We start from the raw sequence: 21,834 nt of genomic DNA, 5'->3' as shown, positions 1-21,834 counted from the left end.
GATCAAAGAGCGCATGTCGAACAGCCTGAGAACCTTTCTGGCGGGAGTTGTCCTTCTTCCGCTGGTCCTTGCCGCGAATGGAGCGATTCCGGGCTATATGAGCCCTACTACATTGCAGCTGTTCTGGCTTATAGGTTTTTCGAAGTCTTTCGCAAACTACGGGTCTCTGTACGCGCATAATTTTGGAATTCCGGAGCCGGCAGCTATATCCTTTGGGCTGTCCGCGGCGCTTCCCGCGGCAGTGTTGTTGAAAATCGGGATATCTGCAGTTAACGCCTATGCAGCGGTGTTCGCCATGTGGCTTGCGACCGCCTTTGCAGGGGCATTCTGGTTTGCGAGATCAGTCGGGGCTGGACGACCGGCATCGCTATTCAGCGCCTTGTTATGGTGCACGTTTCCGGTTGTCTGGCAGCACAATGGCTACTCCGCAGTAGCGCTTGGGATTGCGCTACTGCCGTTCTATTATCTCACGGCCATGAAGGTTTCGATTGATCGCCTCTCTGTATGGTCGTGTCTTGGCTTTGTTGTTGCTACCTTTGTGGCCGTGTTTATGGACGGCTATACGTTCATGATGTTTGCCTCCGGCACTGCTTTGATGTTTGGCTGCGCGCTGATCAGACGCCGTCGCGATCTAAGGACAGATCTTCTCTACCGCGCCTTCATCATCGCTCTTGCATTTGCTGCATCCTACGCCGCTTACGCCTTCTATGTGGGAATTTCAGACTTCGGCGCGCAACCTATTGATTTTTTCCGAGGGTGGGGCGCGAGCCTCGAATTCTTCTTTGTACCAACATCGAACGTGTTGGCGATCCCGGACCTGCTTGGTCTTAGCATTGCGCGGCCGGAGCATGACTATTTCGGAGATGCGTCGACGTTCATTTCGACATTCTGCGCCGGGATCGTAATCGTAGCACTTTACGGCGCGCTCACGCTCAGAGACAAAAGATTCCCTCTATTGATCTTCGGTCTATTTGCGATCGTCGGTTTCTATATGGCGCTTGGGCCGACAGTGAAATTTCTGACCTACCGCCCTGACGGCGCCAGCCAATTAATGCCTGCTTCATATGGATGGGTCGAAAGCGGAAATGCATGGATTTCTCAATATCTGCCTGGCTTCAGGACCATGCGAGCCAGTTATCGCTGGACCGCACTCGGGATGTTCGGGTGCTGGGCTATCTTCGTGCTGACTCTGGCAAGCGGCAAGTTATCGATGGATGCCAGAGCAGCTCTGATCGTGGTTCTGCTGGTCCTCAACATACCTAGCCCCACACCGCTGCATGGATACCGACGCTTTCGAGACATAGTCAACGAGATGACTACTGAGGTGGCATCGTGGAAACCGCACTTTCATAGGGGCGAGACGGTCGCATTTCTGCCTTACGGCAATGACTTTCTCGTCAATTACGTCGCAAGTGAGCTGGACATCCGAACCTATAACGTGGGGGGAGACAAGAACCTCATGTCCGCCATGAGCAACTGGCCCGACGAGATGATCGGCTTTGAACAGGGAAAAGTGGCGCCTGAGTTCGCGATGAAGGTGAAGGCGTTTCTTGAGAGCGGCAAGGCCGATGCCGTCGTTCTCCCATACATTAATCTGCTGTCGTCGGCTCACGACTGGCCGGCCCCGAATGAGCGTGAACAAGAACTCTCCCCCATCGCCAAAGCTCTCGATGCCGAGGATCGGTATGATGCGGACCTTATGAAGCACTACGCCGTTATCCGGCTCGCTCACGGTCTCGATCCGGCGGGCACCTTATCTGTCTGGAACACGGTACCGCCAATAGATCTGGACAAACCAGTGAGCTTCGTGAGCGGGGAAATCGGCAGCAACTATCTCGTTGAACGCAGCTGGTACCCGCCCGAACCGGCCGGAACATGGTCTCGCGTTAAGCAAGCATCAATCCTGGTCGACATGACCGACATTCCGGACCGAGCGCGGTTGAGCGTTACATTTTCGGTTTTCGCGCCCGGAGATACCTGCACCGAAGTCGAAATCAGTAGTGGAACCACAGTGATGTTAAGTCACAATTACTGCAACGTATCTGGTCGGATTTCCGTCGAACTTCCACGAGCGGGTTTGGCGAAGAATGGGCAGTTGGATTTCCGCGTTGACCAGTTGCGTTCTCCTGCATCTTACGGGAGTCCCGATACTCGAACGCTCGGCGTTCTTCTTCAATCCCTGTCGGTGGTCAAATAAGGCATGCAATCGTCGTGTGCAAATCCTTGTTCTAATTAGCAGCTCAGATGGAGGATGCGTTCCGCCAACCCTGGACGCCGTCGACTGAAATTCGTGGGCGCCCGTCGACCAATCCGATGATTGCGGGACGCTCAATTTCGAGCTTCCAGCCTTCATTAAGAAAGGTGCTCATGATTCGCCCTTCGATCTGGCGGGAGTGCGTGCCGATGACGATGTAGCGAACGAATTTATTGAGGTCGCTGATCGCCGCTTCGACGAAATCTGCCTCGCCGCCCTGAATATCGATATGCAGGAGATCGACCGGCTCGCCGCTGACGATATCGGCCAGCGGGAAGGCATCAAGTCTTTGATATTGCCCTGATGCCGAAGCTTCCTTGATCTGTGCTGCCGTCGCATTCAGGATCGGTTCCGAGCCCCAGGATGCGCCGGCATTCTCGACGACCGGAAAGAGCGCTTCTCCTTTTTCAGGCGCTGCGACACCATGGATGATCCGAAATTCGTCTTCCGAAAAGTCGTTGGCCGCCATTGCCTCCTGGGCATAGGCGACATGCTCGCTATCTCCTTCGATGCCAATCAGTTCGACTGTGAGTCCCTTGTTGCGTGCGGCAGCGCCTGTGTTGTTCAACCAGCATCCCCAACCGCACCCCAACTCCACAACGCGGAAGCGTTCCGAGGCCAAGTCAACGGCCCTGAGTGCTGCGGCCCATTCAGCTATGTCTGCATGCCAGTTGGCGGGGATAGGTATCGGCTCGATGGTTCCCGCCTTGCCATCGAGAATGCCCGGGAAAAACCGAGGTGAAACTTTGACGCCGAGAAAGTTTGTAACGTAGGACGGGTGGGGCTGCAGATCGCTCCGCGCGTGTCTATTCATGGTGCCTATAGCATCGAAACTGCAGTTATAGTGGAAGAATACGCTGCCCGGTCCCGGCTCCTTGGACGCTCGCAACTGCTGGTTTTCCCGGAGCAGGCTATCACGTTGCGCCGAAAGATCGGCACGATCCTGCCATAGCCTCCTGATCTGCGGTATTTTGAGCGCAGCGGCCTTAAGCATTGTTATCGTCTCCTGAGATTGCTCAAACGTCTAGCACAGCGAAAAACTAACCGTCTGTCTTTTGTTTCGCCGCAATAGAGCACGTCGATAGGAATCGCTGGCGCTTTCCCTTTTGGGGCTTCAGCCTTGCTCATTGGTTATCTCACACAGTCGACCGGCGATCAGTCCGCCAACAAAAAATAGAAGATCGCCCAGAACAGTGATCATTCGTCCGATCACCACAGCCAGAAGAATGACCGAGCTGGGGCTGAGCCCGTCGAGCAGAAAGAGCAGAACAGCTTCCCTAACGCCGATACCTGCCGGCGCGCCTGGAGTTAAAAGCCCCGCAAGCCAAGCAATTACATATGCACCGGCTATCGCCGGATAGAGGCTAAGGTCGCTCGAGCCACCGGCAAGACTGTAGGCGGCAACGAAGATTGCGCCAGAAACAGCAAGATAAGAGGCGTAGAACGCCGCTGACTTCGCGAGAATCGGTCCGAATAACCATCTTGTCAGCAGGAGAAGTGCTGCGGCAAGAATCAAAAATAGGGGTAGGCTAGTGGCCAAACCAATATCTAGAAACACGAATGGTGACACGAGGGGCACAAACAAAATCGTAGACGCTGCGATGACCAGCAATTCCAAAACGGACGACTTTGCAAGCGGGGCGTTACTGATACCGGCGGCGACCCCCAATGCCTGTCTGCCGACAAGTTGGAAAACATTTCCTGGAACGTATTTCGCCAGTTGTGAAGTGGCGTAAGCCCACACCGCCCAACGAAATGGTCGATCCACACCAACATAAACAAGAATTTCCCGCCAGCCGGAAGCAAGTAGAATACTCGAAATTCCTGATATAAGTGAGAGAGATATTAGAAATACTATGTCCAGCGTGTCAAAGTTTCGGAAACTTATTTCACTACCATACAATATTATCTTATTAAAAACGAAAAGCAGAGCCAGGAACGCCAAGAAGAACCCAAGCGCTTTAATATTATCTCTAACAAACCTGTCTATTGTTTTATAGATCATCATGCGTGAACGAGAAAACCTGATTCGCTCCAAAAAGAAAGCGTCGGTAGGTAACCATCTTTAAACCTACCGAGCGTCCAGCATCCGACAGCTTCTTTTTATCCAACAGGTCTTCATGCTCTTCGTTCGCACTTCGACTGAAAACACCGATTCGAGAACCTACCCAATGGACCCAATCCATTGAGGGATGAGGCGTCGTACAGACAATTCGTGCCGCTGGGGCACGCACTAGGTTCGACTTCAAAGTCGCCAAGAAAGTGCGAGGATCCTTTACGTGCTCGATTACCGCCAAAGCAGCAATGGTGTCGAACACCTCCACGGCCAGATGTTCCGCCTGGACAAATTTATGCGAAGGATATTTCTTTCTAGCAGCCGCGATCGATACCGGATCCAGGTCGATCCCTACATAGTTCCGGCTGTCAACAAGCTCCGCCAACGCACCATTGCCACAACCGACGTCCAATACGCGGCCTTTTATGTATTCTCTAACAGCGACAATTCGCTGCCGCTTCAAGAATGGGGAAAGCACTCCCTCGGTCGCTTGGTCAGCCAATTTCTATACCTTGGATGTTTTTCACAATGCAAAAAGGTACCGGTTCAGCCCGAACCCTGCATAAGGACGGACTGGCACTATCATTTTGCCTTCCTAGAGCGGCAATGAAGCATCGTCCAGGGCAATGGCGACAGAACCTCAACCACCTCGAAGAACCGCGACACGAGCGAGATGAAGCCACGCTGCGACCAGTGCTGCAGATGGCCCGGTGTGTTTCCCAGGGCAGATACGTATTTTCCGCGCGCCAGGTTGAGTGCACGCCAAAGCGGCTCCCGAGGCACGCTGAGTATCAGGTCCGATCTTGCAATGCGCTGCAGTGCCTGCAAAGCCTTTTGCGGCTCCTCGAGGTGCTCCATCACCTCGCAACACACGATAAGATCGGCGCCATCTTGTTCGGGCATCACCTCGTAGATGCTGCGTACCTCAAAACGCTCGGGATCCATACCGCGCCCGCGGGCTTCTTCCTTTGCCATTCCGATAACCTGCGTGGAGAAATCGGTACCCCGCGCATCGATGGCCTGGTCAAGCCAGCGCATGACCCAATAGCCCTCTCCACATCCGACCTCGTGGATGGTGGTGGGGCTGACCTTTGCCACCAGGCCGGACAGGGCACCGTCGAATCCTGCGACCATCCGACGTGCGATCAGGTTCCGCGTGCCGTATTTGTCATAGGTGTTGCCTATGACGATGCCGTCCTCTGCCTGTCCGCCAGCTACCTTCATCCGTTCAGCCTGCTTTCCTGCCGCTTTGGGCGCAGCCGCGCGATCTCTCCTGGCGTGGCGCGCTGCGTATAGCGGATGTCTTCGAGAAGCTTGCGGTTGGCCGCTATCACATCGGCCAGAAAGGCGACCAGAAGTGCCTGGAAGCCCATCGACATGAGCGCACCCGCCAGGATCACCGACTGTATGTGGCCGCTACCTCCGTCAAACAGAAAGAAATAAAGAAAACGCAGGCCGATCAGAAAACCAACGCCGAAAAGAATGGCCGCGACCGTGCCGAAGAACCGGGCGGGCTGGTAGATAACGAAAATACGGATGATCGTGAAAATCGAGCGCTTCAGATAAGACGGAATGCTCTTCACCAGCCTCGACGGCCGCAGGTCGCCGTTGACGCGGACCGGCACCGAAACCACGCGCATATTCTTGCGGCCGGCTTGAATGATGGTTTCCAGCGTGTAGGTGTAGTTGTTGAACACGGCAAGACGCTGGGCCGCGTTTCGCGAGATGGCGCGAAATCCGCTTGGGGCGTCCTGGACATCGGTGCCGCTGCTGACGCGAACCACCCAGCTGCCAATCTTCTGCAGAAGCTTCTTGACCGGCGAGAAATGCTCTATCTCCGATATCGGTCGGGAGCCGATGACCATATCCGCACGCCCTTGGAGAACCGGCCGGGTCAGCGCCGGCAGGTCGGCCGCGTTATACTGATTGTCGGCATCGGTGTTGACGATGACATCCGCGCCCCGCGCGAGGCAGGCTTCAATGCCAGTCATGAAAGCATAGGCGAGACCGCGATTGCTGGTATGACGCACAATGTGGTCGACGCCGTTTTCCTCGGCAACTCTCACCGTCTCGTCGCTGCTTCCATCGTCGATGATCAACCATTCGACGCAGTCAAAACCAGCAACGGTCCGCGGCAGATCATTCAGCGCTATCGCGAGCGTTTCCGCCTCGTTATAGCAAGGGATCTGGATAATCAGCTTTGGCAGCGGCGTACTCTCGAATTGGGACCCTGATACGCATGCATCTACCATTCTCAGACTGAGGCGCAAGCGGTTTTCCCCCGGCGGAAACTTCATCCACTATTGAGCAACGGAGTCGGCGAAATGTGTATTGGCGTTTTTTCCTAATGAGTTGTCGCCTGGTCGCTCCTGGAAGCGTTGTCTCTGCTATCACCGCAAAAATGTCCGGAATCCTTTGCCCAATTCGCTGCTCAATTCGCTTCCGGAGAGAAGATTGAGAATCGGGATCGATGGCAGGAATTTAGGATCGGCCTCCGACGGAATTGGGCGGTTCGTCCACAATGCCGTGAAAGCGCTGGCGGCTCTCGGCGCTGATGTCTTTCTGTACGCACCGGGCAAGATCAATGCAGACTACGATATTCCGCATGGCGTTTCCGTGCGGACCGCCAACTTCAAGGGTTCTGTTGGCCGAACTTATTGGGGACAGGCCGTGGTGCCCTCCTGGGCCGCGCGCGACAAAGTCGAGATATTCTGGGGCCCATCGCACCGCCTGCCCTTCCTGCTCGACCGCCACGTCGGGCGGGTGGTCACCATTCACGACCTCGTCTGGTTGCACGCTGCGCAGACCATGCGAACCCGGACCTGGATGGGTGACCGCCTGCTGATGAAGCCGGCGTTGAAGACCGCTGATGTCGTAGTCGGGGTTTCGATGGCCACCGCCACTGCCTTGAGGAACGAATTCCCCTGGCTGAAATCGCCGGTCAGGACAGTTGCCCCCGGTACAGTGGCATTGCCGCCGCCCGGCGATGTTGGGAGCCTGGAACCGCTCGGCATCGTCAAGCCCTATGCGCTTTTTGTCGGCACAATCGAGCCACGCAAGAACCTCAGCAATCTGATAAAGGCCTACGGTCTGTTGCCGGCTACTGTCCAATCCGGCTGCGACCTGGTCGTGGTCGGCGCGAAGGGCTGGAAACAAACGGGCTTGGCCGACCAGGTCCGCAGTAGCGGCCTCGGGACAAATATCAAATTTACCGGTTTCGTCGACGACGCGACGCTCGCCACGATCTATGCGAATTGCCTATTTCTCGTGATGCCATCGCTTTATGAGGGGTTTGGCTTTCCGATCGTCGAGGCACAATCTTTCGGCAAGCCAGTGCTGACGTCGAACACTTCGTCAATGCCCGAAGTCGCGGGGAACAATGCCGTGCTCGTCGATCCGAAGAATCCCGCGGCAATTGCTGATGCATTTCACCGGCTCTGTGTCGATGCGAAATTTCGAGACGGGATCGCTGCGGACGCGAAGAAAAATGCCGCGCGTTTCACCTGGGAGAATTACGCCAAGGGTATGCTTCAGATTTTTGAACTGGCCATCGAGCGAAGACGGAAGACCAACATTTGAAAGTGCTGCATTTCTTCAAGACGTACTGGCCCGATACCTTTGGCGGGGTGGAGCGGACGATACATGCCATCGCTCAAAGCACCGCCAGCCGCGGCATTGAAACCGAAGTGCTCTCGTTGAGCCGTGCTCCGAACGAGAACACGCAGCATCTCGACGGGCACATGGCCCGAAAAGCCAAGCTGGATTTCGAACTGGCGTCGACCGGGTTTTCGTTCGAGGTCTTTCGGAAGTTCGGAGCGCTCGCCAGGAAAGCCGACCTCATACATTACCATTTCCCATGGCCACTCATGGACATGGTGCATTTTCAATCCCGTCATGGCAAACCGACCGTCGTCACCTACCATTCCGACATCGTCAAACAGAGGCTTTTGCTGCCTCTTTATCGGCCGCTGATGCTGCGCTTCCTCAGGGATGTGGACGCTATCGTCGCGACATCTCCGGACTATTTGAAATCGAGCCCCGTTCTCAGAGCCTTGGAGGGCAAATCGGCGATCATTCCAATCGGCATCAATGAAACCGATTACCCCGCGCCAACCGAAGCCGACCACAGATGGTGCCAAACGGCAGTGGCGGAGCCTTTCGTGCTCTTCGTCGGCGTCTTGCGCTACTATAAGGGGCTGGACGTGCTGATTCAGGCGGCCGACAAAGTCAGGTGCAAGATCGTTATTGCCGGATCAGGGCCTATCGAAGAGCGCCTGAAGCTTCAGGCCAAGACGTTGCGTCGCAACAATGTGATTTTCCTCGGCGAGGTGGCCGAGCGGCACAAGATGGCGCTCCTCCACAACTGCCTGGGGTTCGTTTTTCCGTCAAACCAGAGGTCGGAAGCCTACGGGCTTTCTCTCGTCGAGGCTGCGATGTGCGGCAAACCGATGATCTCTTGCGAGATCGGAACGGGAACAAGTTATGTGAACAAAGCCGGCGAGACCGGGTTGGTCGTACCGCCTTCCGATCCAGCACGCCTTGCCGAAGCCATCAACCAGGTCGTCGATTCGCCGGTCGAGGCAGCGAACTGGGGGCGAGCTGCTCGCGATCGCTATGTTCGCCTCTTCACAGCTGACAGGATGGGAACAGCATACGCCGAACTCTATCACCAACTCGATAACCGCCGACGCTGAAATACGGCTTCGCGCTGTGGCAGCCGGTGAATCCCCCGCGGGTTGATGGTTGTTGATGCAGTCAAAGCCCGTCAGGTCACCTGCTCAGGAGACGACGGACCACCTCTCGCGCCGATTTCTGCAGTACCGGCGCACTCCATCCAAACACGGAGGCAAACTTCGCGCTCGACAGCCGGGAATTGACGGGGCGGCGCGCCTTGGTCGGATAGTCCGTCGCAGCAATATCGCGCACCCGCGCGGAGGGGCCACCGAGCCCACCGCTTATGTCCAGGATATGGCGGGCGAAGCCGCTCCAGTTGGTCTCGCCCGTGCCGGCCAGATGATAGATGCCCCACGCGGCGAAATCCTCGTTGCGGTGCAGCCGTGCTGCCGCATGCAGGATCGCGTCAGCGATATCAAGCGCGGAAGTGGGATTTCCCCATTGGTCGGCCACAACCGGTATCTCGTCGCGGTCGCTGGCCAGCCTCAGCATGGTTTTGGCGAAATTCTTGCCGAACGGGCTGTAGACCCACGCCGTGCGCAAGATCAGGTGGCGCGAATTGGCTGATGCCACCGCCTGTTCGCCGGCAAGCTTGGAGGCGCCGTAGACGCCAATCGGCGCGGTCGCGTCGGTTTCCAGATAGGGACCGTCCTTGGTGCCGTCGAAGACATAGTCGGTCGACAGATGGATGACGGGCACGCCGAGCCGAGCCGCCGCCTGCGCCACCTCGCCGGCGCCGGCGGCGTTCACCGCAAAGGCGAGCTCGGGTTCGTCCTCGGCCTGGTCCACCGCCGTGTAGGCGGCGGCCGACACGACGATATCGGGCTTAGCGGCGGTGATGGCCTCGATCACAGTCCCGCGCCGCGCGAGGTCGAGTTGCGGCCGGCCGATGGCGATGACCTTGACGTCTTCGCGCCCAGCCTCCAGAAGGCTTGCCGCAACCTGGCCCTCGCGTCCGGTGACAACGAGCCTCACACCGCCTCCTTGCGCGCTTCGCCCAGTCTTTCGCCGGCATAGCGCTGTTCGCGGATCGGTCCCCACCACCATTTGTTGTCCAGGTACCAGTCGACCGTCCTTGCCAGGCCGCTGTCGAAATTCTCCCTCGGCGTCCAGCCGAGCTCGCGGCCGATCTTGGACGCGTCGATGGCGTAGCGGCGATCATGGCCGGGACGGTCGGTGACGAAAGAGATCAGGTCGCGATAGCTTTTGCCGGCGGCCCGGGGGCGCCTGGCGTCGAGCAGATCGCAGATCGTCTCGACGACACCCAGATTGGTGCGTTCCGAATTGCCGCCGACATTGTAGCTCTCGCCCGGCTGCCCCTTGGTGGCGATCAGTTCCAGCGCGCGCGCATGGTCCTCGACGAACAGCCAGTCACGCACATTGGCGCCGGCGCCGTAGACCGGCAGCGGCTTCTCGTCGAGCGCGTTGAGGATGACCAGCGGGATCAGCTTTTCGGGAAAATGGTAGGGCCCGTAATTGTTCGAACAATTGGACAGCACCACCGGCAGGCCATAGGTCTCGTGCCAGGCGCGCACCAGATGGTCGGAGGCCGCCTTGGAGGCGGAATAGGGCGAAGACGGCGCGTAAGGCGTCTCTTCCACGAACATGCCACCATCGAAGGGCAGGTCGCCGAACACCTCGTCGGTCGAGACGTGATGGAAGCGGAAACGGCCCTTCCTGTCGTCGGAAAGGCCGCGCCAGTACTCCAGCGCTGCGTTGAGGATCCGGTAGGTGCCGACGATGTTGGTCTCGATGAAGGCGCCCGGCCCATCGATCGAGCGGTCGACATGGCTCTCGGCGGCGAGGTTCATGACGATGTCGATATCGCCGCGGCGCAATATGTCGAGCACCGCCCTCTCGTCGCAGATGTCGGCGTGGGCGAAGCTGTAATTTCGTGCATTTTCGATCGGCCGCAGCGAGGCCAGGTTGCCCGCATAGGTCAGCTTGTCGAGATTGGTCACCCGGTAGGCCGGGTTGGCGCACAGATGCCGGCACACCGCCGAACCGATGAAGCCGGCCCCGCCCGTCACCAGAAAGTTCATGCCGCTATCCCCGTGCATCTGGCAATGTTCATCAGGCAAACACCTCGGCGGCGGCGAGCAGCGGCGCCTTGAGGTCCTTGTCAGAAAGCTGAAAGCCGCCAGCCGGCGGCGGCCATTCGATACCGATGGCCGGATCGTCGAAACGGATCGAGCGGTCGTGTTCGGGCGAATAGGTGTCGGTCACCTTGTACAGCACCTCGGTATGGGGCACGAGCGTCATGAAGCCGTGGGCGAAGCCCTTGGGCACCAGGATCTGGTTGCCCTTCTCGGCCGAGACCTCGAGGGCAACCCATTTTCCGAATGTCGGCGAGGAGCGGCGGATATCGACCGCGACATCCAGGACGCTGCCTCTGACAACGCGCAGCAGCTTGTCCTGGGCACGTGGCGGCAACTGATAGTGCAGCCCCCTGACGACACCGGCCGCGGCGGAATAGGAGTGATTGTCCTGGACGAAGGCGAGTTCGAGGCCGGCCTCGGCGAAGCGTGCGGCGTTCCAGGTTTCGGTGAAGTAGCCACGGGCATCGCCGTGCCGCTTCGGAATAATTTCGAGCAGACCTTCGATGCCAAGGGGTCTCACCTCCAGCATCTAGTCCTCCGACAACTCGACCACGCGACGGCGCAGATAAGCGGCATATTCATTTTTTCCCAAGCGGGTTGCCCGCTGCAACACTTCATCGGCCCTCAGCCAGCCCTGTTCGAAGGCGATTTCCTCCGGACAGGCGACCTTGATGCCCTGGCGACGTTCGATTGTACGCACGAACGAAGAAGCATCGTCCAGGCTGTCGTGAGTGCCGGTATCGAGCCAGGCATAGCCGCGCCCCAACCGATGCACCTGCAACTGGCCACGCTCGAGATAGGCATTGTTGACCGCCGTGATTTCGAGCTCGCCTCGAGCCGAGGGCCGAATCCTTGAGGCGATATCGACAACTTGGTTGTCGTAGAAATAAAGGCCGGTGACGGCCCAGTTGGATTTCGGCTTCTGTGGTTTTTCCTCAATCGTGAGCGCGGTTCCAGTGGTCTTGTCGAAGGACACCACGCCATAGCGCTCCGGATCCTCGACATGGTAGGCGAACACCGAAGCGCCGCTTTCGCGCGATGCCGCGGTGCGGCAAAGCTTGGACAATCCGTCGCCAAAATAGATGTTGTCGCCCAGTATCATCGAAACGCTGTCCGCGCCGATGAAATCGCGGCCGATAATGAACGCTTCCGCAAGCCCGTTGGGCTGCGGCTGCTCGGCGTAGGACAACTCAAGCCCGAATTCCGATCCATCGCCCAACAGCTCGCGGAAAACCGGCAGGTCCCGCGGCGTGGATATGACCAGAATCTCTCGAATCCCCGCAAGCATCAAAACGCTCAGCGGGTAATAGATCATCGGTTTGTCGTATACTGGGAGGATTTGCTTGGAGACCGCCAACGTTAGCGGATAAAGGCGCGTTCCACTGCCTCCAGCAAGGATAATTCCTTTCAAGAAACTCTCCTTGACATGCCTAAGTCCCCTCCCCTGACACAAGCCGCCCGTGCTTAGGTTTCATGCCGTGGCTTGTCAATCTGGTGCCCGAAGAAGGGGCCGAGCGAGTGTCCCCGGCCCCCGCCAACCGCCCTTGCCTTGCCGGGCCCGAGGTCCTGGCCGGGACAAGCAGATTGTCTTCATCGTCATGGCCTATCTCGCCCATCTCGCGCCTTTGGTTCAGCCGCTCGGCAAAACCCTTGTGAAAGACGATCGCGTTCAAATAGGCAAACGTCATCGCGAGTGCTGCGGTTCGCAAGGGATAGTCGACAAGAGAGTGAACGAGCAAAAACGACACCGACAGAAATGCAGCCTTCTGTAACGGCTCCCGGCGAATCCGGACCGACGAGGCGAAAAGCAATATGGCATACACAATCATTAACAAAACGACCGGTATGCCGCCCTCAAGTGCCAATTCGAGGTAGTCATTGTGGGCATGATTTACATAAGTTCTGAAAATCATTCCGGCTTTTTCGTATATCTGATAGACCTTCGGAAAGCTGCCGAAACCAACGCCAGTCACCCAGTTCTCTTTCATTCCTTCGATCGTGGTGCGAGCAAACTCTGCCCTGCCGAAAGCCGGATCGACCACCTTCGCATCGATCTTCGCCCATGCACCGATCGTGTAGACGGAAAGCCCGATGAAAACCGCAAGAATGCCATATCCGCCCGCCCTTGAGCGAGCGGACAGGAAGACAACTGATATCGCGGTGATCACCAGTCCGATCAGAATGCCGGCGCGCGAGCCGGCTGCCAGAAGAAGCAGCAAGAGCATCGTCAGCCCAAGCGATCCGGACAGAAAATGTCCACGGAACAAGCCATAATAGACCACGAATGGGATGGAGACGAAGAGCAAGGCCGAAAAGTGATTTTGATTGGCAAACAGGCCCGCATTGATCGTAAACGGCAGCAATCCTTCTATGGCGACTGTGTCGGAGAGCGAATACTGGATCGCCGCGGCCAGGCCATTGCAGATGACGCCCATGAAAAAGAAGGGAACAAGGCCGTAGACCTCCTCGGTGCGCAGGCGGGTGACGCCGAGGAAAAATGCCGCGGCGGCGGCGAAATACAACATGCACTCGATCGTGCGCCCGACGCCGACGCTGACGAAGCGCGATTGCGTTTCACCATCCAGCCAGGGTCTGACAAGCAGCACCTCGGGCCGCAAGCCGTCCAGCAAGGCCCCGGGCAGCGGAACGATCTGGAAGCAGAACACGGCTAGGCCGAGAGCAATCAGCCACAAGATCGCCCGGGGAATTGTTTGTCCGCTGGGCCGCGACAAGATGGCCGCGGCCGAGAGAATCGCCGCGATCTCGATCAGCGTTTCGGTGTAGAGGCCGCTCGCGGTGCCGCCGCCAATCAGCAGGGACAGGAAAAGAACCGACCCAAGCAGGTATTTGTCCCACTGCCCGGGCTGCCGTGACCGTGCTCTCACGACGACACCCTCTCGATGCTCAATCTGTGCATGACCAGCGTGCCGACGTATCGAAACCGCCAGCTCTCGGCAATTGCGGCTGTTTCCAGCCTCAGCAACTGTATCGGACACGCAGCCGGTCCGACGGTGAAATCCAGGCTCAGGCTTCGCCGGTTGAATGTACCTTCCGGTATGTTGAAGCGCGCTACCTCGCTTGACGGGTCCGCGCATCTGACGGACCAGAACAGCTGCTTTGGCAGTTTGAGATTTGTCGCGGACACGGTCATGGACATCCGGTAAGAACCGGGGGGCAATTCGACATATTGCTGAAGCGCAGCGTTCTTGACCGGCGTGTTTAGAAATCGAACCGTCGCCCCGCTGTCGCTTTCACTTTCACCCGCGCCCTGCGATCCGGCAAAGGTGATCTCCAGCCCAGATCGGTCGTGTATCACCCAGTCGAACGGCTTGCCGCTGAAGAGCGGCTCGAAGCCGCCATTGAAGATATAGCCACCCAGCTTCCGCTCCCGATCGGACAGGCTGAAAAGAAACAGCCGATAGGCCGGGCCATAGTCCTTCTGCTTGATGTAACCGGTGATAACGGCGGACAATTCGCTGGATGTCGGCGGCGCACCCGTGCGCCCGAGATCGAGCAGCAGCTGGTTTGCAGGTCCCAGGCTTTGCGGGTTCTGGCCAAGGGCGAGAAAAAGCTTACCACGCCACGGCGCCTCTGCCTCCAGGGCTGCCAGCACGGCCTGGTAGCCGTCGGAATTGGAAAGGATGGCAGGCCACCCTGGGGCGATGGCCGAAAACTGGTCTGGCCACCGGCGCAGCAAGGTGTCGATCTCGCCCACGGCCCTCGCCAGATCGCCTGCCGCGATCGAGCGATCGATGGACCTCTGCAGCGCATGGATTTCAGTCTTGGACAGTTTTCGCGCCTGGTCGAAAAGTTCGAAAGCCTGGGCCTGTTCGCCTTGCCGATATCTGATCTCGCCGATCAGGCTGTAGAGACGGGCGTCCGCGACATTGAAGCGAAGCGCATTCTTGGCCTTGGCGGCCAACGCGCCGAGATCGGCGCTCGTTTCGTTCAGCTCGCCGGCAATTTCGTCTATCAAGGCATCTGCGTTCAGCGGGTCCAGTGCCAGAGACACACTCGGCGTTCCCTCCTCAAGGAGCCGACTTAGTCCGATCGACGAAGCCATCAACACCAGAACGGAGGCGACGAACCAAACGCTTGAACGCAGGAGATTTTGCATGAGCGGGCTGGCCTGCTCCGTCATCGACTTTGCCCTCAATCTTCGGCGTGCCCGCGCCATGTTCGTAATATTGGTAGTTCATGTATTTATAGGCGTAGTTGTAGTCGAACTTGTTCACCGCGAATTTCGACATTGCCGCCCCGATCACGTTCGCTCCGGCTGCGCGCAGGCGTTTCAGCGCCGTCTTGGCCGCCTTGCGCGTCACCTGGTTCGTGGAAATGACCACTAGCGTGCCCTCGGCAAGCCGGCTGAGAATGGGCGCATCGGACAGGCCGACGATCGGCGGAGCGTCGACGATGACGAGATCGAAGCGCTTGCCGAGATTGGTGACGATCAGCGCCATCTTCGGCGATGAAAGCAGATCCGCAGGGTTGGGCGGGATCGTTCCTGACGTCAGCACGGTCACGTTGGGATATTTGGTCGTCCTGAATATGCCCGCCACATCTTCCTTACGCACCGTATTCGTCAGGAGATTGCTCAACCCGATCGCGTTGTCGAGACCGAACAGCCGATGAAGATTCGGTTTGCGCAGATCGCCGTCGATAAGCAAGACCTTCGCACCGAGGGCGGCGAAATCCTGGCCGAGCTTGAACGAGGTCGTCGACTTGCCTTCGGAAGGCTCGGAGCTGGTCACCAGCAGCGAACGCGGCGCGCCCTCCGCGCCGGAGAATTGCAGCGACGTTCGCAGCGAACGATAAGCTTCCGATAGCCCGGACTTCTGGTCGGCGATGCTGGCCGTCAGTTCGCGGTCATCGACGAGCGGCAGGATGCCGAGCATGGCCAGCCCCATCTCCCTTTCGACCTGCTCGGGATTGGTGAAGGTGTTGTTCAGCAACTCGATGATGTAGATGATCGATGCAGTGAGAGCCATGAACAGCGCTAGCGCGATCGCCAGATTGATGATCAGGCGCGGAGAATAGGGACTTACGGGCAGGGTCGCGAAATCGACAATGGCTGCGCTTTGCGTCTTGAGCTCGGAGCTGACGCCTACTTCATTCAGCTTGGTGATGAGACTGTCATATTGCGACCGGTTGGAATCGACCTCGCGCTTGAGGATGGTGTATTTTATATTCTTGTCATTGAAGACAACCTGCTGCTTTTCCATCTCGGCGAGCTTGGATTTGAGGTCGGCTTCCTTATTCTGCGCTTCCTGGTACTTCAGGCGCAGCGAATCGGTTATCGTCAGGACGCCGTTATTATAAAGCCGCGTCAGCTCCTTGATCTGCGACTGGAGCTGCTGCATCTCCGGAAAGCCTGGCTTCAGGATGCTCAGTTTCTGCTGGTATTGGCTCTTGAGGTCAGCGAGTTTTTCGCTGAGCTTTTGCAAGCCATCACTCTCCAGGACCGGCGACAGGCTGGAGCCCCGCCCTTTGTCTATCTGGTCCACGACACGACCGGCATCAAGACGATCCTGGATAGCGGTGGCGAGCGCTGTGTTCAGCGCCTCGATGTTCGATCCGATCAGCGATTTGTCGTCGCCGGTGACGGTGATGCCGGCATCCTTCGCATAGGCGACCAGTTCCTCCTCAGACTTCTGCAGCTTCTGCTTGACCTGCAGGACCTGTTCCTGGATGAACTGTCTCGCCAGATCCGACGTCTCGCTGGTCTGGTCGAGACGTTGATCGATAAAGCTCTGCGCGACCTGGTTGGCGACGTCACTTGCGTATCTGGGCTTCTGGTCGACGAAGGTGATCGACAGCAAGCTGGTGTTGGTCACAAGGTTGACCGTCAGATCCTTCAGAACGCGCTTGATCGCCATTGCCTCTCGCTCTTCGGGGGTCTTTTCCTGGATCGAAGGCGATTTGGAAATTCCAAATGCACGGTAGAAGATGTTGCTGAGCGAGAAGCTCGGGGTTGGGAACAGGAAATCCGGTTTTTCGGAGAGCCCCAGCTGAAACACGACGCGCTGGGCCAGCGCCCGGCTCTTCAGTTTCTCGCGAGCAGTCAGAAACGCGCGTAAGTCGCTGTTTTCGGAAACCACTTCGATGTCCTGAAAAACCTTTGCCGAAGGGACCAGGACTTCCAGCTGCGTCGTTGCCTGATATTTCGGCGTCTGCATCATTGTCACTATGATACCGGCAACTAGGCCAGCCACCGCCATCATGACGATCAGCCAGCGATATTGCACGACATAGAAAAGCAGCTTGAGCGGATTGAATCTCTCGTCGTGAGCGGCATAGTCTCGACCGTAAGGACTATAATTCTGCGCCCCGTCATAATAGAGGTCCGCGGATAAAGCCTGGCCATGTCGAGGACCGGCGATTTGGGACTGCCTGTTGCGATCGAGCATGCGCGAGGTGATCCTGGTTGTCCGTACCCTGGCCGGCCAGGCCTCCCTTACGGAATGACCGCAATTCGGGCCGCGCTCGACGCGAGGCCCAGGGCATCCTTCAAATTGTTCATTGCGATTTTCGACTTCGAAGCGAAAACCACGACCACGTCGCCGCCATAGATACGCGGGTTGCGATTCTTGCCGGCGCGGATTTCCTCGACATTGTAGTTTGCGACCAGCTTGTTTTGACCGACATTGCGGTAGACGAAGACCTTGCCGGCATCGCCGATGGCGTTGAAGCCTCCGGCAAGGGCGATCGCATCCAGCAAGGAGGCGCTGCTGGACACCGGATAGATGCCGGCCCTGTTGACCTCGCCGTCGACCGTGATGCGCTGGCCTATCGATTCCTTGACGAAAATCGTCACATCCGGCGATTGCAGATATTTTGCGCCATAGGCGGTCTCGATATCCTTTTCGAGCTGGCGGACCGTCTTGCCGGCCGCTGTCATCGTCCCGATAAGCGGAAGGGAAATCTGGCCGCCGGCATCCACCTGAACCGTCCTGTTCAGGTTGTCGACCTGGAATACGCTGACTTCGAGTACATCGTTGGCAGACAGCGGCTGCTCGCTGCCGTTTTGTGTATTCTGCGGTGCCGGCAGATCCGTCACCATCCGTAGCGCGCCGCCCCCGGCAAGCGCCGTTGAGGACGATGTCGGCTGCAGCGCATCGACAGAGCTCGTGGACGATGATGAACTGCTCGCGCAAGCAGAGAGGGCGAGCAATACAAGCAGTGCCGGCATTCCCGCGCCAGTTCCCTCAAGATCGAGAATGCCCATCACAGAGCCCCACTTTTGAACAGCTTGGGCAGTCCATCGAAATGGCCCGCACAGCTGGCCCGGCTTTTTTCCGATGGCGTGAGCAACTGGTTCTGCACTATCGCGCCCGAGCTTGCGCAAACCGGCGAGACCAGACCTTGGCTAGCGGCTGACTGCGTCGTCGTCATCCTGTAGTCCAATAGCCAGTGCGGCGCCGCCACCAACCGCGCCGGCGCCCAACAGCACCGGCAAAATGCCAGGTCCGGAATTGGCAGGTCCGATGGCAGCCTGCTGCGCATCAAGCGAGACGCACATACCGTCTTGCACTGGATCGATGCTGACGGTCGCGTTGGCCGGAACATCAAGCGCGCAATTGGCGCCGATGGCCAAGGAAGCCGATGCTTGCGGCCCGGTCATGATGCGCGCGCCTGGATAGATCGGCGCTCCCGCGTCCACCCCGGCGTAACCGCCGGCCTGCGACATCTGCACATCACCCTGGACTTGGGTGAACTGGCCGACAATGCCAGACACGGGCGCAGCGGCCAGACACGAACATGCCTGTGCCGACTGGGCAACAGCATCGGACGCTGCAAACAAGGCACCTCCCCCGGCGAGCGCGACAAAAGCGAAAACAATCCCAACCCGATGACGCCCGGTCATTTCTACCCCCCTTTCGAATCAACGACCCGCCCCCGGAACGAATCGCTTACGCACCCCTTCGATCAACAACACTCAAAGAACTCACCAGCACTCATGGTGGTCCGCCCCTCAGCGACTGACCGCTTTGTCGTCATCCTGCGTCGCCGCCAACACACCGCTGGTGACAAGCGCACCGGCGAAAATCCCTTCGGGCAGGCCAAACCCACTTGTGCCACCGGACGGCTGGATGGCCGCCGTCCGTTCTGAACCCACGAGTTTCAGACAGATGTTGCCGCCCACGCGTGAAACATCCAGACTGGAATTCGCCGGTACATTCATGTTGCAGCCGCCAACAAGTACGGATGCCGAACCCTTGGTACCGACTACCACCCGACTGCCAAGGCCGAGAGTGCTCCCCGCCTTTGCAGGACCATAGCCGACCGACTGCGAGACCATCACGTCGCCATCGGCGGAACGAATGGATCCAATCGCACTCGCCGGGCCGCGATAGGCGGCAGCGCAGCTGCAGGATACGTCCTGGGCGAAAGATGAAACCGAAGTGAAACCGCTCGCGGCAACCAACGCGCTCACTGCGGTTCTAATGATGACATTCATCCGTTTCGCCTTTCCTTCAAATCATCCCGGATATGCCAGATCAAAAGGTGGTGACATCAGCGCCTAACATTTTTTTGCCACAATTCCAACCCGTGTCGCACGATGCGGAGAAGTTTGACCTGAACAACGCGCCATTTTAGCAATTACGTATAAATAATCCCGAGCTGTCGGCGATGGATGTCTGGCCCTCCAAAGAGAAATTACGGTTCCCTTTTCATCCTGATTACACCGAGCCCAACTTGATCAAAGCCGAGCCCCCTCGAAAGCCGAGTCCCGATCTGCAATGCAGCAAGACAAGCTTAGCGCCTGCTTGAATGCCTGATCTCCTCGGCTCGAACTTCAACCGCGTTCAACTACACGCCGGCCGGTTCATCGCCTGGCGAGGCATTGAGCTTCCCTATCTGCGTCATGTAGCACTCTATGACGATCCGTTCCGAAAACTGCCGCTCCACTTTGCTTCGGCTCTCCATGCCCATCCTGTTCCTGGATGCGGCGTCCATCGTTGCGAATTCGAGCATCTTGCTTGCCAGGTCGCCTGCGTCTTTCACCTTGCACAGCAGGCCGTTGACGCCGTGGTCCACCACCTCCCTGCAGCCGGGCACATCTGACGCGATCAGCGGCTTGCCCATCGCGGCTGCTTCCAGCAGCGAGCGCGGCGTTCCTTCCCTGTAGGAGGGCAAGACGACGCAATCGGCCGCGTCCAGGAAGGGACGGACGTCGTCGGTGGTTCCGAGATACTCGACCAGGCCTTCGCCTGCCCATCGCTCGACCTGCGCACGGCTGACCGCTGTGCGGTTCTCGACATCGAGGAATCCAAGAAGCTGGAAGTGCGCGCCAGGCATGTTGCGGCGCATCTGACGAGCTGCCTCGACGAACTCGCCCACGCCCTTGTCCCAGAGAAGCCTGGCCACCAGCAGAAAGACGATCGCGCCGGACGATTGGCTTTGGCGGGGCGCCGGAGAGAAGCGAATAAGGTCGACCCCGGAGCCCGGCAGCAGCGCGGTCAGTTCCTTGCGGACCAGGCGCTCGCTGACGAACAGCATCCTGTCGTCGTCATTCTGAAAGAAGACTATTTTCGAACGGGCCAGCGCCAGCCGGTACAGGACCTTGGCAATTTTCTGGAGAAGGCCGCCACGGACGAAAACCGTGCCGAGCCCTGAAACATTGTTTATGACCGGGATGCCATTGAGGTTTGCCGCCAGCGATCCGAACACGTTGGGCTTGATGGTGAAGCCGACAAACGCCAGCGGCCTCTCGCGGCGCAGCAGGCGCCAGTAGCGCCACAGAAGCACCATGTCGCGAAACGGCGAGGTGCCGGAATTATCCATCTCGATTTCGACATACCGGCAGCCCATCGGCGGGATCAGGCGCGAATACTCGTCCCTGGGCGCCGCAACCACCACTTCATAGCCCCGCCCTTGCAGCGCCTCGATGAGGCCTTTGCGGAAATTGACGACATTCCAGGACGTGTTGATGGAGATGATTATCTTTCTTCCGATCCCAAGCATCGTCCCCGCCTCCCCCAATGCCGTTTCGCTCACTGTCTTGTATGCAGTCGTGCCCTGCCCGGCCCAAAGGTCTCGAACAGCCGCAAGATCTCGTCGTCACTGGCGAGCGATGAGATGCGGGCGAAGCAGGCGTCCCTTGCAGGCCCCAGATCCTGTGGCCGAGCGATCAGCCTCGCGACCGCGCGTGCGATGTCTTGCGGATCGTCGGGGTTGAAATCGAAAGCGGCCCCCTCGGGCATGTAGTACCTCGTGCCGCTGTCTCGCGACATCAGCACGGCACATCCCGCCCAGGCCGCCTCGATGGGAGACACCGCCGCGGGTTCAGCCCGCGAGGGCAGTATCAAGAGATCATGAACGGAGAAGACCGAGATCATGTCGTCATGCGCAATGTTGTTTTGAAACCGAAGCCTGTCCGCCACGCCAAGCGCCTGAGCCTCGCGCCGCAAGGCCTGACAGAAAGCCGTGTCGGCGTTCGTTGCCTCCTCGCCGCAGAATGTCAGGGAGAAGGGCATGGATGAAATCGCGGACAACGCCCTCAGAAGCAAACTGTGCCCCTTGCGCTCCCGGTATTTTGCCACCATCAGGATTCGAGGCGGCCACTGCAATGGCCTGCTTTCCAGGCCTTCAGTCCGGGCCGGCTCGAAAGGGCTCCCGAATGGCAGGGACATGGCATCGCCGAGCTTGGCCGGGCCAAGATTTGGCGAAAGCCGTGAGGTGAAATGCGGGATGCCTAGGCCATGAAAGACGGCTCTTCGAACCCATGTGCCACTCCATGCGCTGGGCTT

The 21,834-nt window shown here is 58.3% G+C and carries 20 protein-coding genes; 3 read left to right on the top strand and 17 right to left on the bottom strand.

Annotated elements, in window-relative coordinates:
• Positions 1–13 precede the first annotated feature (13 nt).
• The gene (locus tag FJ940_RS06310) at positions 14–2,197 is read left to right on the top strand and encodes a hypothetical protein (protein ID WP_140655805.1); all 2,184 of its coding nucleotides are present in this window, start codon (positions 14–16) and stop codon (positions 2,195–2,197) included.
• A 43-nt stretch (positions 2,198–2,240) separates the two neighbouring features.
• Here the strand turns inward: FJ940_RS06310 and FJ940_RS06305 are convergent, their stop codons facing one another.
• The 5 genes from FJ940_RS06305 to FJ940_RS06285 all read right to left on the bottom strand — a co-directional run bounded on the left by FJ940_RS06305 (position 2,241) and on the right by FJ940_RS06285 (position 6,562).
• Positions 2,241–3,248, bottom strand: coding sequence for an FkbM family methyltransferase (locus FJ940_RS06305; protein WP_140624484.1), 1,008 nt, complete (start codon positions 3,246–3,248; stop codon positions 2,241–2,243).
• A gap of 120 nt (positions 3,249–3,368) precedes the next feature.
• Complete coding sequence (locus FJ940_RS06300; RefSeq protein ID WP_140624483.1) at positions 3,369–4,262, bottom strand: hypothetical protein; 894 nt, start codon at positions 4,260–4,262, stop codon at positions 3,369–3,371.
• On the bottom strand, positions 4,249–4,812 hold the full coding sequence (locus tag FJ940_RS06295; protein WP_140559400.1) for a class I SAM-dependent methyltransferase: 564 nt from the start codon (positions 4,810–4,812) through the stop codon (positions 4,249–4,251). Before FJ940_RS06295 ends, FJ940_RS06300 begins: the two co-directional genes overlap by 14 nt.
• 80 nt (positions 4,813–4,892) lie before the next feature.
• A complete protein-coding gene (locus FJ940_RS06290; protein WP_140559399.1) occupies positions 4,893–5,534 on the bottom strand; it encodes a class I SAM-dependent methyltransferase in 642 nt (213 codons plus the stop codon).
• The gene (locus FJ940_RS06285; RefSeq protein ID WP_140559486.1) at positions 5,531–6,562 is read right to left on the bottom strand and encodes a glycosyltransferase family 2 protein; all 1,032 of its coding nucleotides are present in this window, start codon (positions 6,560–6,562) and stop codon (positions 5,531–5,533) included. Before FJ940_RS06285 ends, FJ940_RS06290 begins: the two co-directional genes overlap by 4 nt.
• Positions 6,563–6,764: 202 nt before the next feature.
• Here FJ940_RS06285 and FJ940_RS06280 point away from each other — a divergent pair, with 202 nt between their 5' ends.
• Positions 6,765–7,889, top strand: coding sequence for a glycosyltransferase family 1 protein (locus FJ940_RS06280; protein ID WP_140655802.1), 1,125 nt, complete (start codon positions 6,765–6,767; stop codon positions 7,887–7,889).
• The gene (locus FJ940_RS06275; protein WP_140655799.1) at positions 7,886–9,004 is read left to right on the top strand and encodes a glycosyltransferase; all 1,119 of its coding nucleotides are present in this window, start codon (positions 7,886–7,888) and stop codon (positions 9,002–9,004) included. The genes FJ940_RS06280 and FJ940_RS06275 overlap by 4 nt, the downstream gene beginning before the upstream one ends.
• 76 nt (positions 9,005–9,080) lie before the next feature.
• Here FJ940_RS06275 and rfbD read toward each other — a convergent pair whose 3' ends face one another.
• The 12 genes from rfbD to FJ940_RS28705 form a co-directional block, all read right to left on the bottom strand.
• On the bottom strand, positions 9,081–9,959 hold the full coding sequence (gene rfbD, locus FJ940_RS06270; RefSeq protein ID WP_140629334.1) for a dTDP-4-dehydrorhamnose reductase: 879 nt from the start codon (positions 9,957–9,959) through the stop codon (positions 9,081–9,083).
• A complete protein-coding gene (gene rfbB, locus FJ940_RS06265; RefSeq protein WP_140655796.1) occupies positions 9,956–11,026 on the bottom strand; it encodes a dTDP-glucose 4,6-dehydratase in 1,071 nt (356 codons plus the stop codon). The genes rfbD and rfbB overlap by 4 nt, the downstream gene beginning before the upstream one ends.
• 31 nt (positions 11,027–11,057) lie before the next feature.
• A complete protein-coding gene (gene rfbC, locus FJ940_RS06260) occupies positions 11,058–11,612 on the bottom strand; it encodes a dTDP-4-dehydrorhamnose 3,5-epimerase (protein WP_140514872.1) in 555 nt (184 codons plus the stop codon).
• Positions 11,613–12,494, bottom strand: a complete 882-nt coding sequence (gene rfbA, locus FJ940_RS06255) for a glucose-1-phosphate thymidylyltransferase RfbA (RefSeq protein WP_140514965.1) — start codon at positions 12,492–12,494, stop codon at positions 11,613–11,615. It lies immediately after the preceding gene.
• 19 nt (positions 12,495–12,513) lie between these two features.
• On the bottom strand, positions 12,514–13,968 hold the full coding sequence (locus FJ940_RS06250; RefSeq protein ID WP_140655793.1) for an O-antigen ligase family protein: 1,455 nt from the start codon (positions 13,966–13,968) through the stop codon (positions 12,514–12,516).
• Positions 13,965–15,224 (bottom strand): hypothetical protein, encoded by a 1,260-nt coding sequence (locus tag FJ940_RS06245; RefSeq protein WP_181168502.1) that lies wholly within the window; start codon positions 15,222–15,224, stop codon positions 13,965–13,967. Before FJ940_RS06245 ends, FJ940_RS06250 begins: the two co-directional genes overlap by 4 nt.
• Positions 15,112–17,490: a polysaccharide biosynthesis tyrosine autokinase gene (locus FJ940_RS06240; RefSeq protein ID WP_140655790.1), complete on the bottom strand. Its 2,379-nt coding sequence runs from the start codon at positions 17,488–17,490 to the stop codon at positions 15,112–15,114. The genes FJ940_RS06245 and FJ940_RS06240 overlap by 113 nt, the downstream gene beginning before the upstream one ends.
• Before the next feature lie 47 nt (positions 17,491–17,537).
• On the bottom strand, positions 17,538–18,428 hold the full coding sequence (locus FJ940_RS06235; RefSeq protein ID WP_224680325.1) for a polysaccharide biosynthesis/export family protein: 891 nt from the start codon (positions 18,426–18,428) through the stop codon (positions 17,538–17,540).
• Positions 18,429–18,449: 21 nt separating this feature from the next.
• Positions 18,450–18,818, bottom strand: a complete 369-nt coding sequence (locus FJ940_RS06230) for a hypothetical protein (protein WP_140624474.1) — start codon at positions 18,816–18,818, stop codon at positions 18,450–18,452.
• Between the two features lie 237 nt (positions 18,819–19,055).
• Positions 19,056–19,541, bottom strand: coding sequence for a hypothetical protein (locus FJ940_RS06225; RefSeq protein WP_140494880.1), 486 nt, complete (start codon positions 19,539–19,541; stop codon positions 19,056–19,058).
• A gap of 353 nt (positions 19,542–19,894) precedes the next feature.
• Positions 19,895–21,049, bottom strand: coding sequence for a glycosyltransferase family 4 protein (locus FJ940_RS06220; RefSeq protein ID WP_140624473.1), 1,155 nt, complete (start codon positions 21,047–21,049; stop codon positions 19,895–19,897).
• 29 nt (positions 21,050–21,078) lie between these two features.
• Positions 21,079–21,717, bottom strand: coding sequence for a glycosyltransferase family 4 protein (locus FJ940_RS28705; RefSeq protein ID WP_263486128.1), 639 nt, complete (start codon positions 21,715–21,717; stop codon positions 21,079–21,081).
• Between the last annotated feature and the right edge of the window lie 117 nt (positions 21,718–21,834).

The organism is Mesorhizobium sp. B2-3-7 (genome assembly GCF_006442695.1).
Classification (GTDB): domain Bacteria; phylum Pseudomonadota; class Alphaproteobacteria; order Rhizobiales; family Rhizobiaceae; genus Mesorhizobium.
This window is presented reverse-complemented; position numbering and strand designations above follow the sequence as displayed.

Bases quoted from the DNA above. Each gene is read 5' to 3' on its own strand.
- FJ940_RS06310 (WP_140655805.1), top strand. From the start codon at position 14: ATGTCGAACAGCCTGAGAACCTTTCTGGCGGGAGTTGTCCTTCTTCCG.
- FJ940_RS06305 (WP_140624484.1), bottom strand. From the start codon at position 3,248: ATGCTTAAGGCCGCTGCGCTCAAAATACCGCAGATCAGGAGGCTATGG.
- FJ940_RS06300 (WP_140624483.1), bottom strand. From the start codon at position 4,262: ATGATGATCTATAAAACAATAGACAGGTTTGTTAGAGATAATATTAAA.
- FJ940_RS06290 (WP_140559399.1), bottom strand. From the start codon at position 5,534: ATGAAGGTAGCTGGCGGACAGGCAGAGGACGGCATCGTCATAGGCAAC.
- FJ940_RS06285 (WP_140559486.1), bottom strand. From the start codon at position 6,562: ATGGTAGATGCATGCGTATCAGGGTCCCAATTCGAGAGTACGCCGCTG.
- rfbB (WP_140655796.1), bottom strand. From the start codon at position 11,026: ATGAACTTTCTGGTGACGGGCGGGGCCGGCTTCATCGGTTCGGCGGTG.
- rfbC (WP_140514872.1), bottom strand. From the start codon at position 11,612: ATGCTGGAGGTGAGACCCCTTGGCATCGAAGGTCTGCTCGAAATTATT.
- FJ940_RS06245 (WP_181168502.1), bottom strand. From the start codon at position 15,224: ATGACGGAGCAGGCCAGCCCGCTCATGCAAAATCTCCTGCGTTCAAGC.
- FJ940_RS06240 (WP_140655790.1), bottom strand. From the start codon at position 17,490: ATGCTCGATCGCAACAGGCAGTCCCAAATCGCCGGTCCTCGACATGGC.
- FJ940_RS06225 (WP_140494880.1), bottom strand. From the start codon at position 19,541: ATGAATGTCATCATTAGAACCGCAGTGAGCGCGTTGGTTGCCGCGAGC.
- FJ940_RS06220 (WP_140624473.1), bottom strand. From the start codon at position 21,049: ATGCTTGGGATCGGAAGAAAGATAATCATCTCCATCAACACGTCCTGG.
- FJ940_RS28705 (WP_263486128.1), bottom strand. From the start codon at position 21,717: ATGTCCCTGCCATTCGGGAGCCCTTTCGAGCCGGCCCGGACTGAAGGC.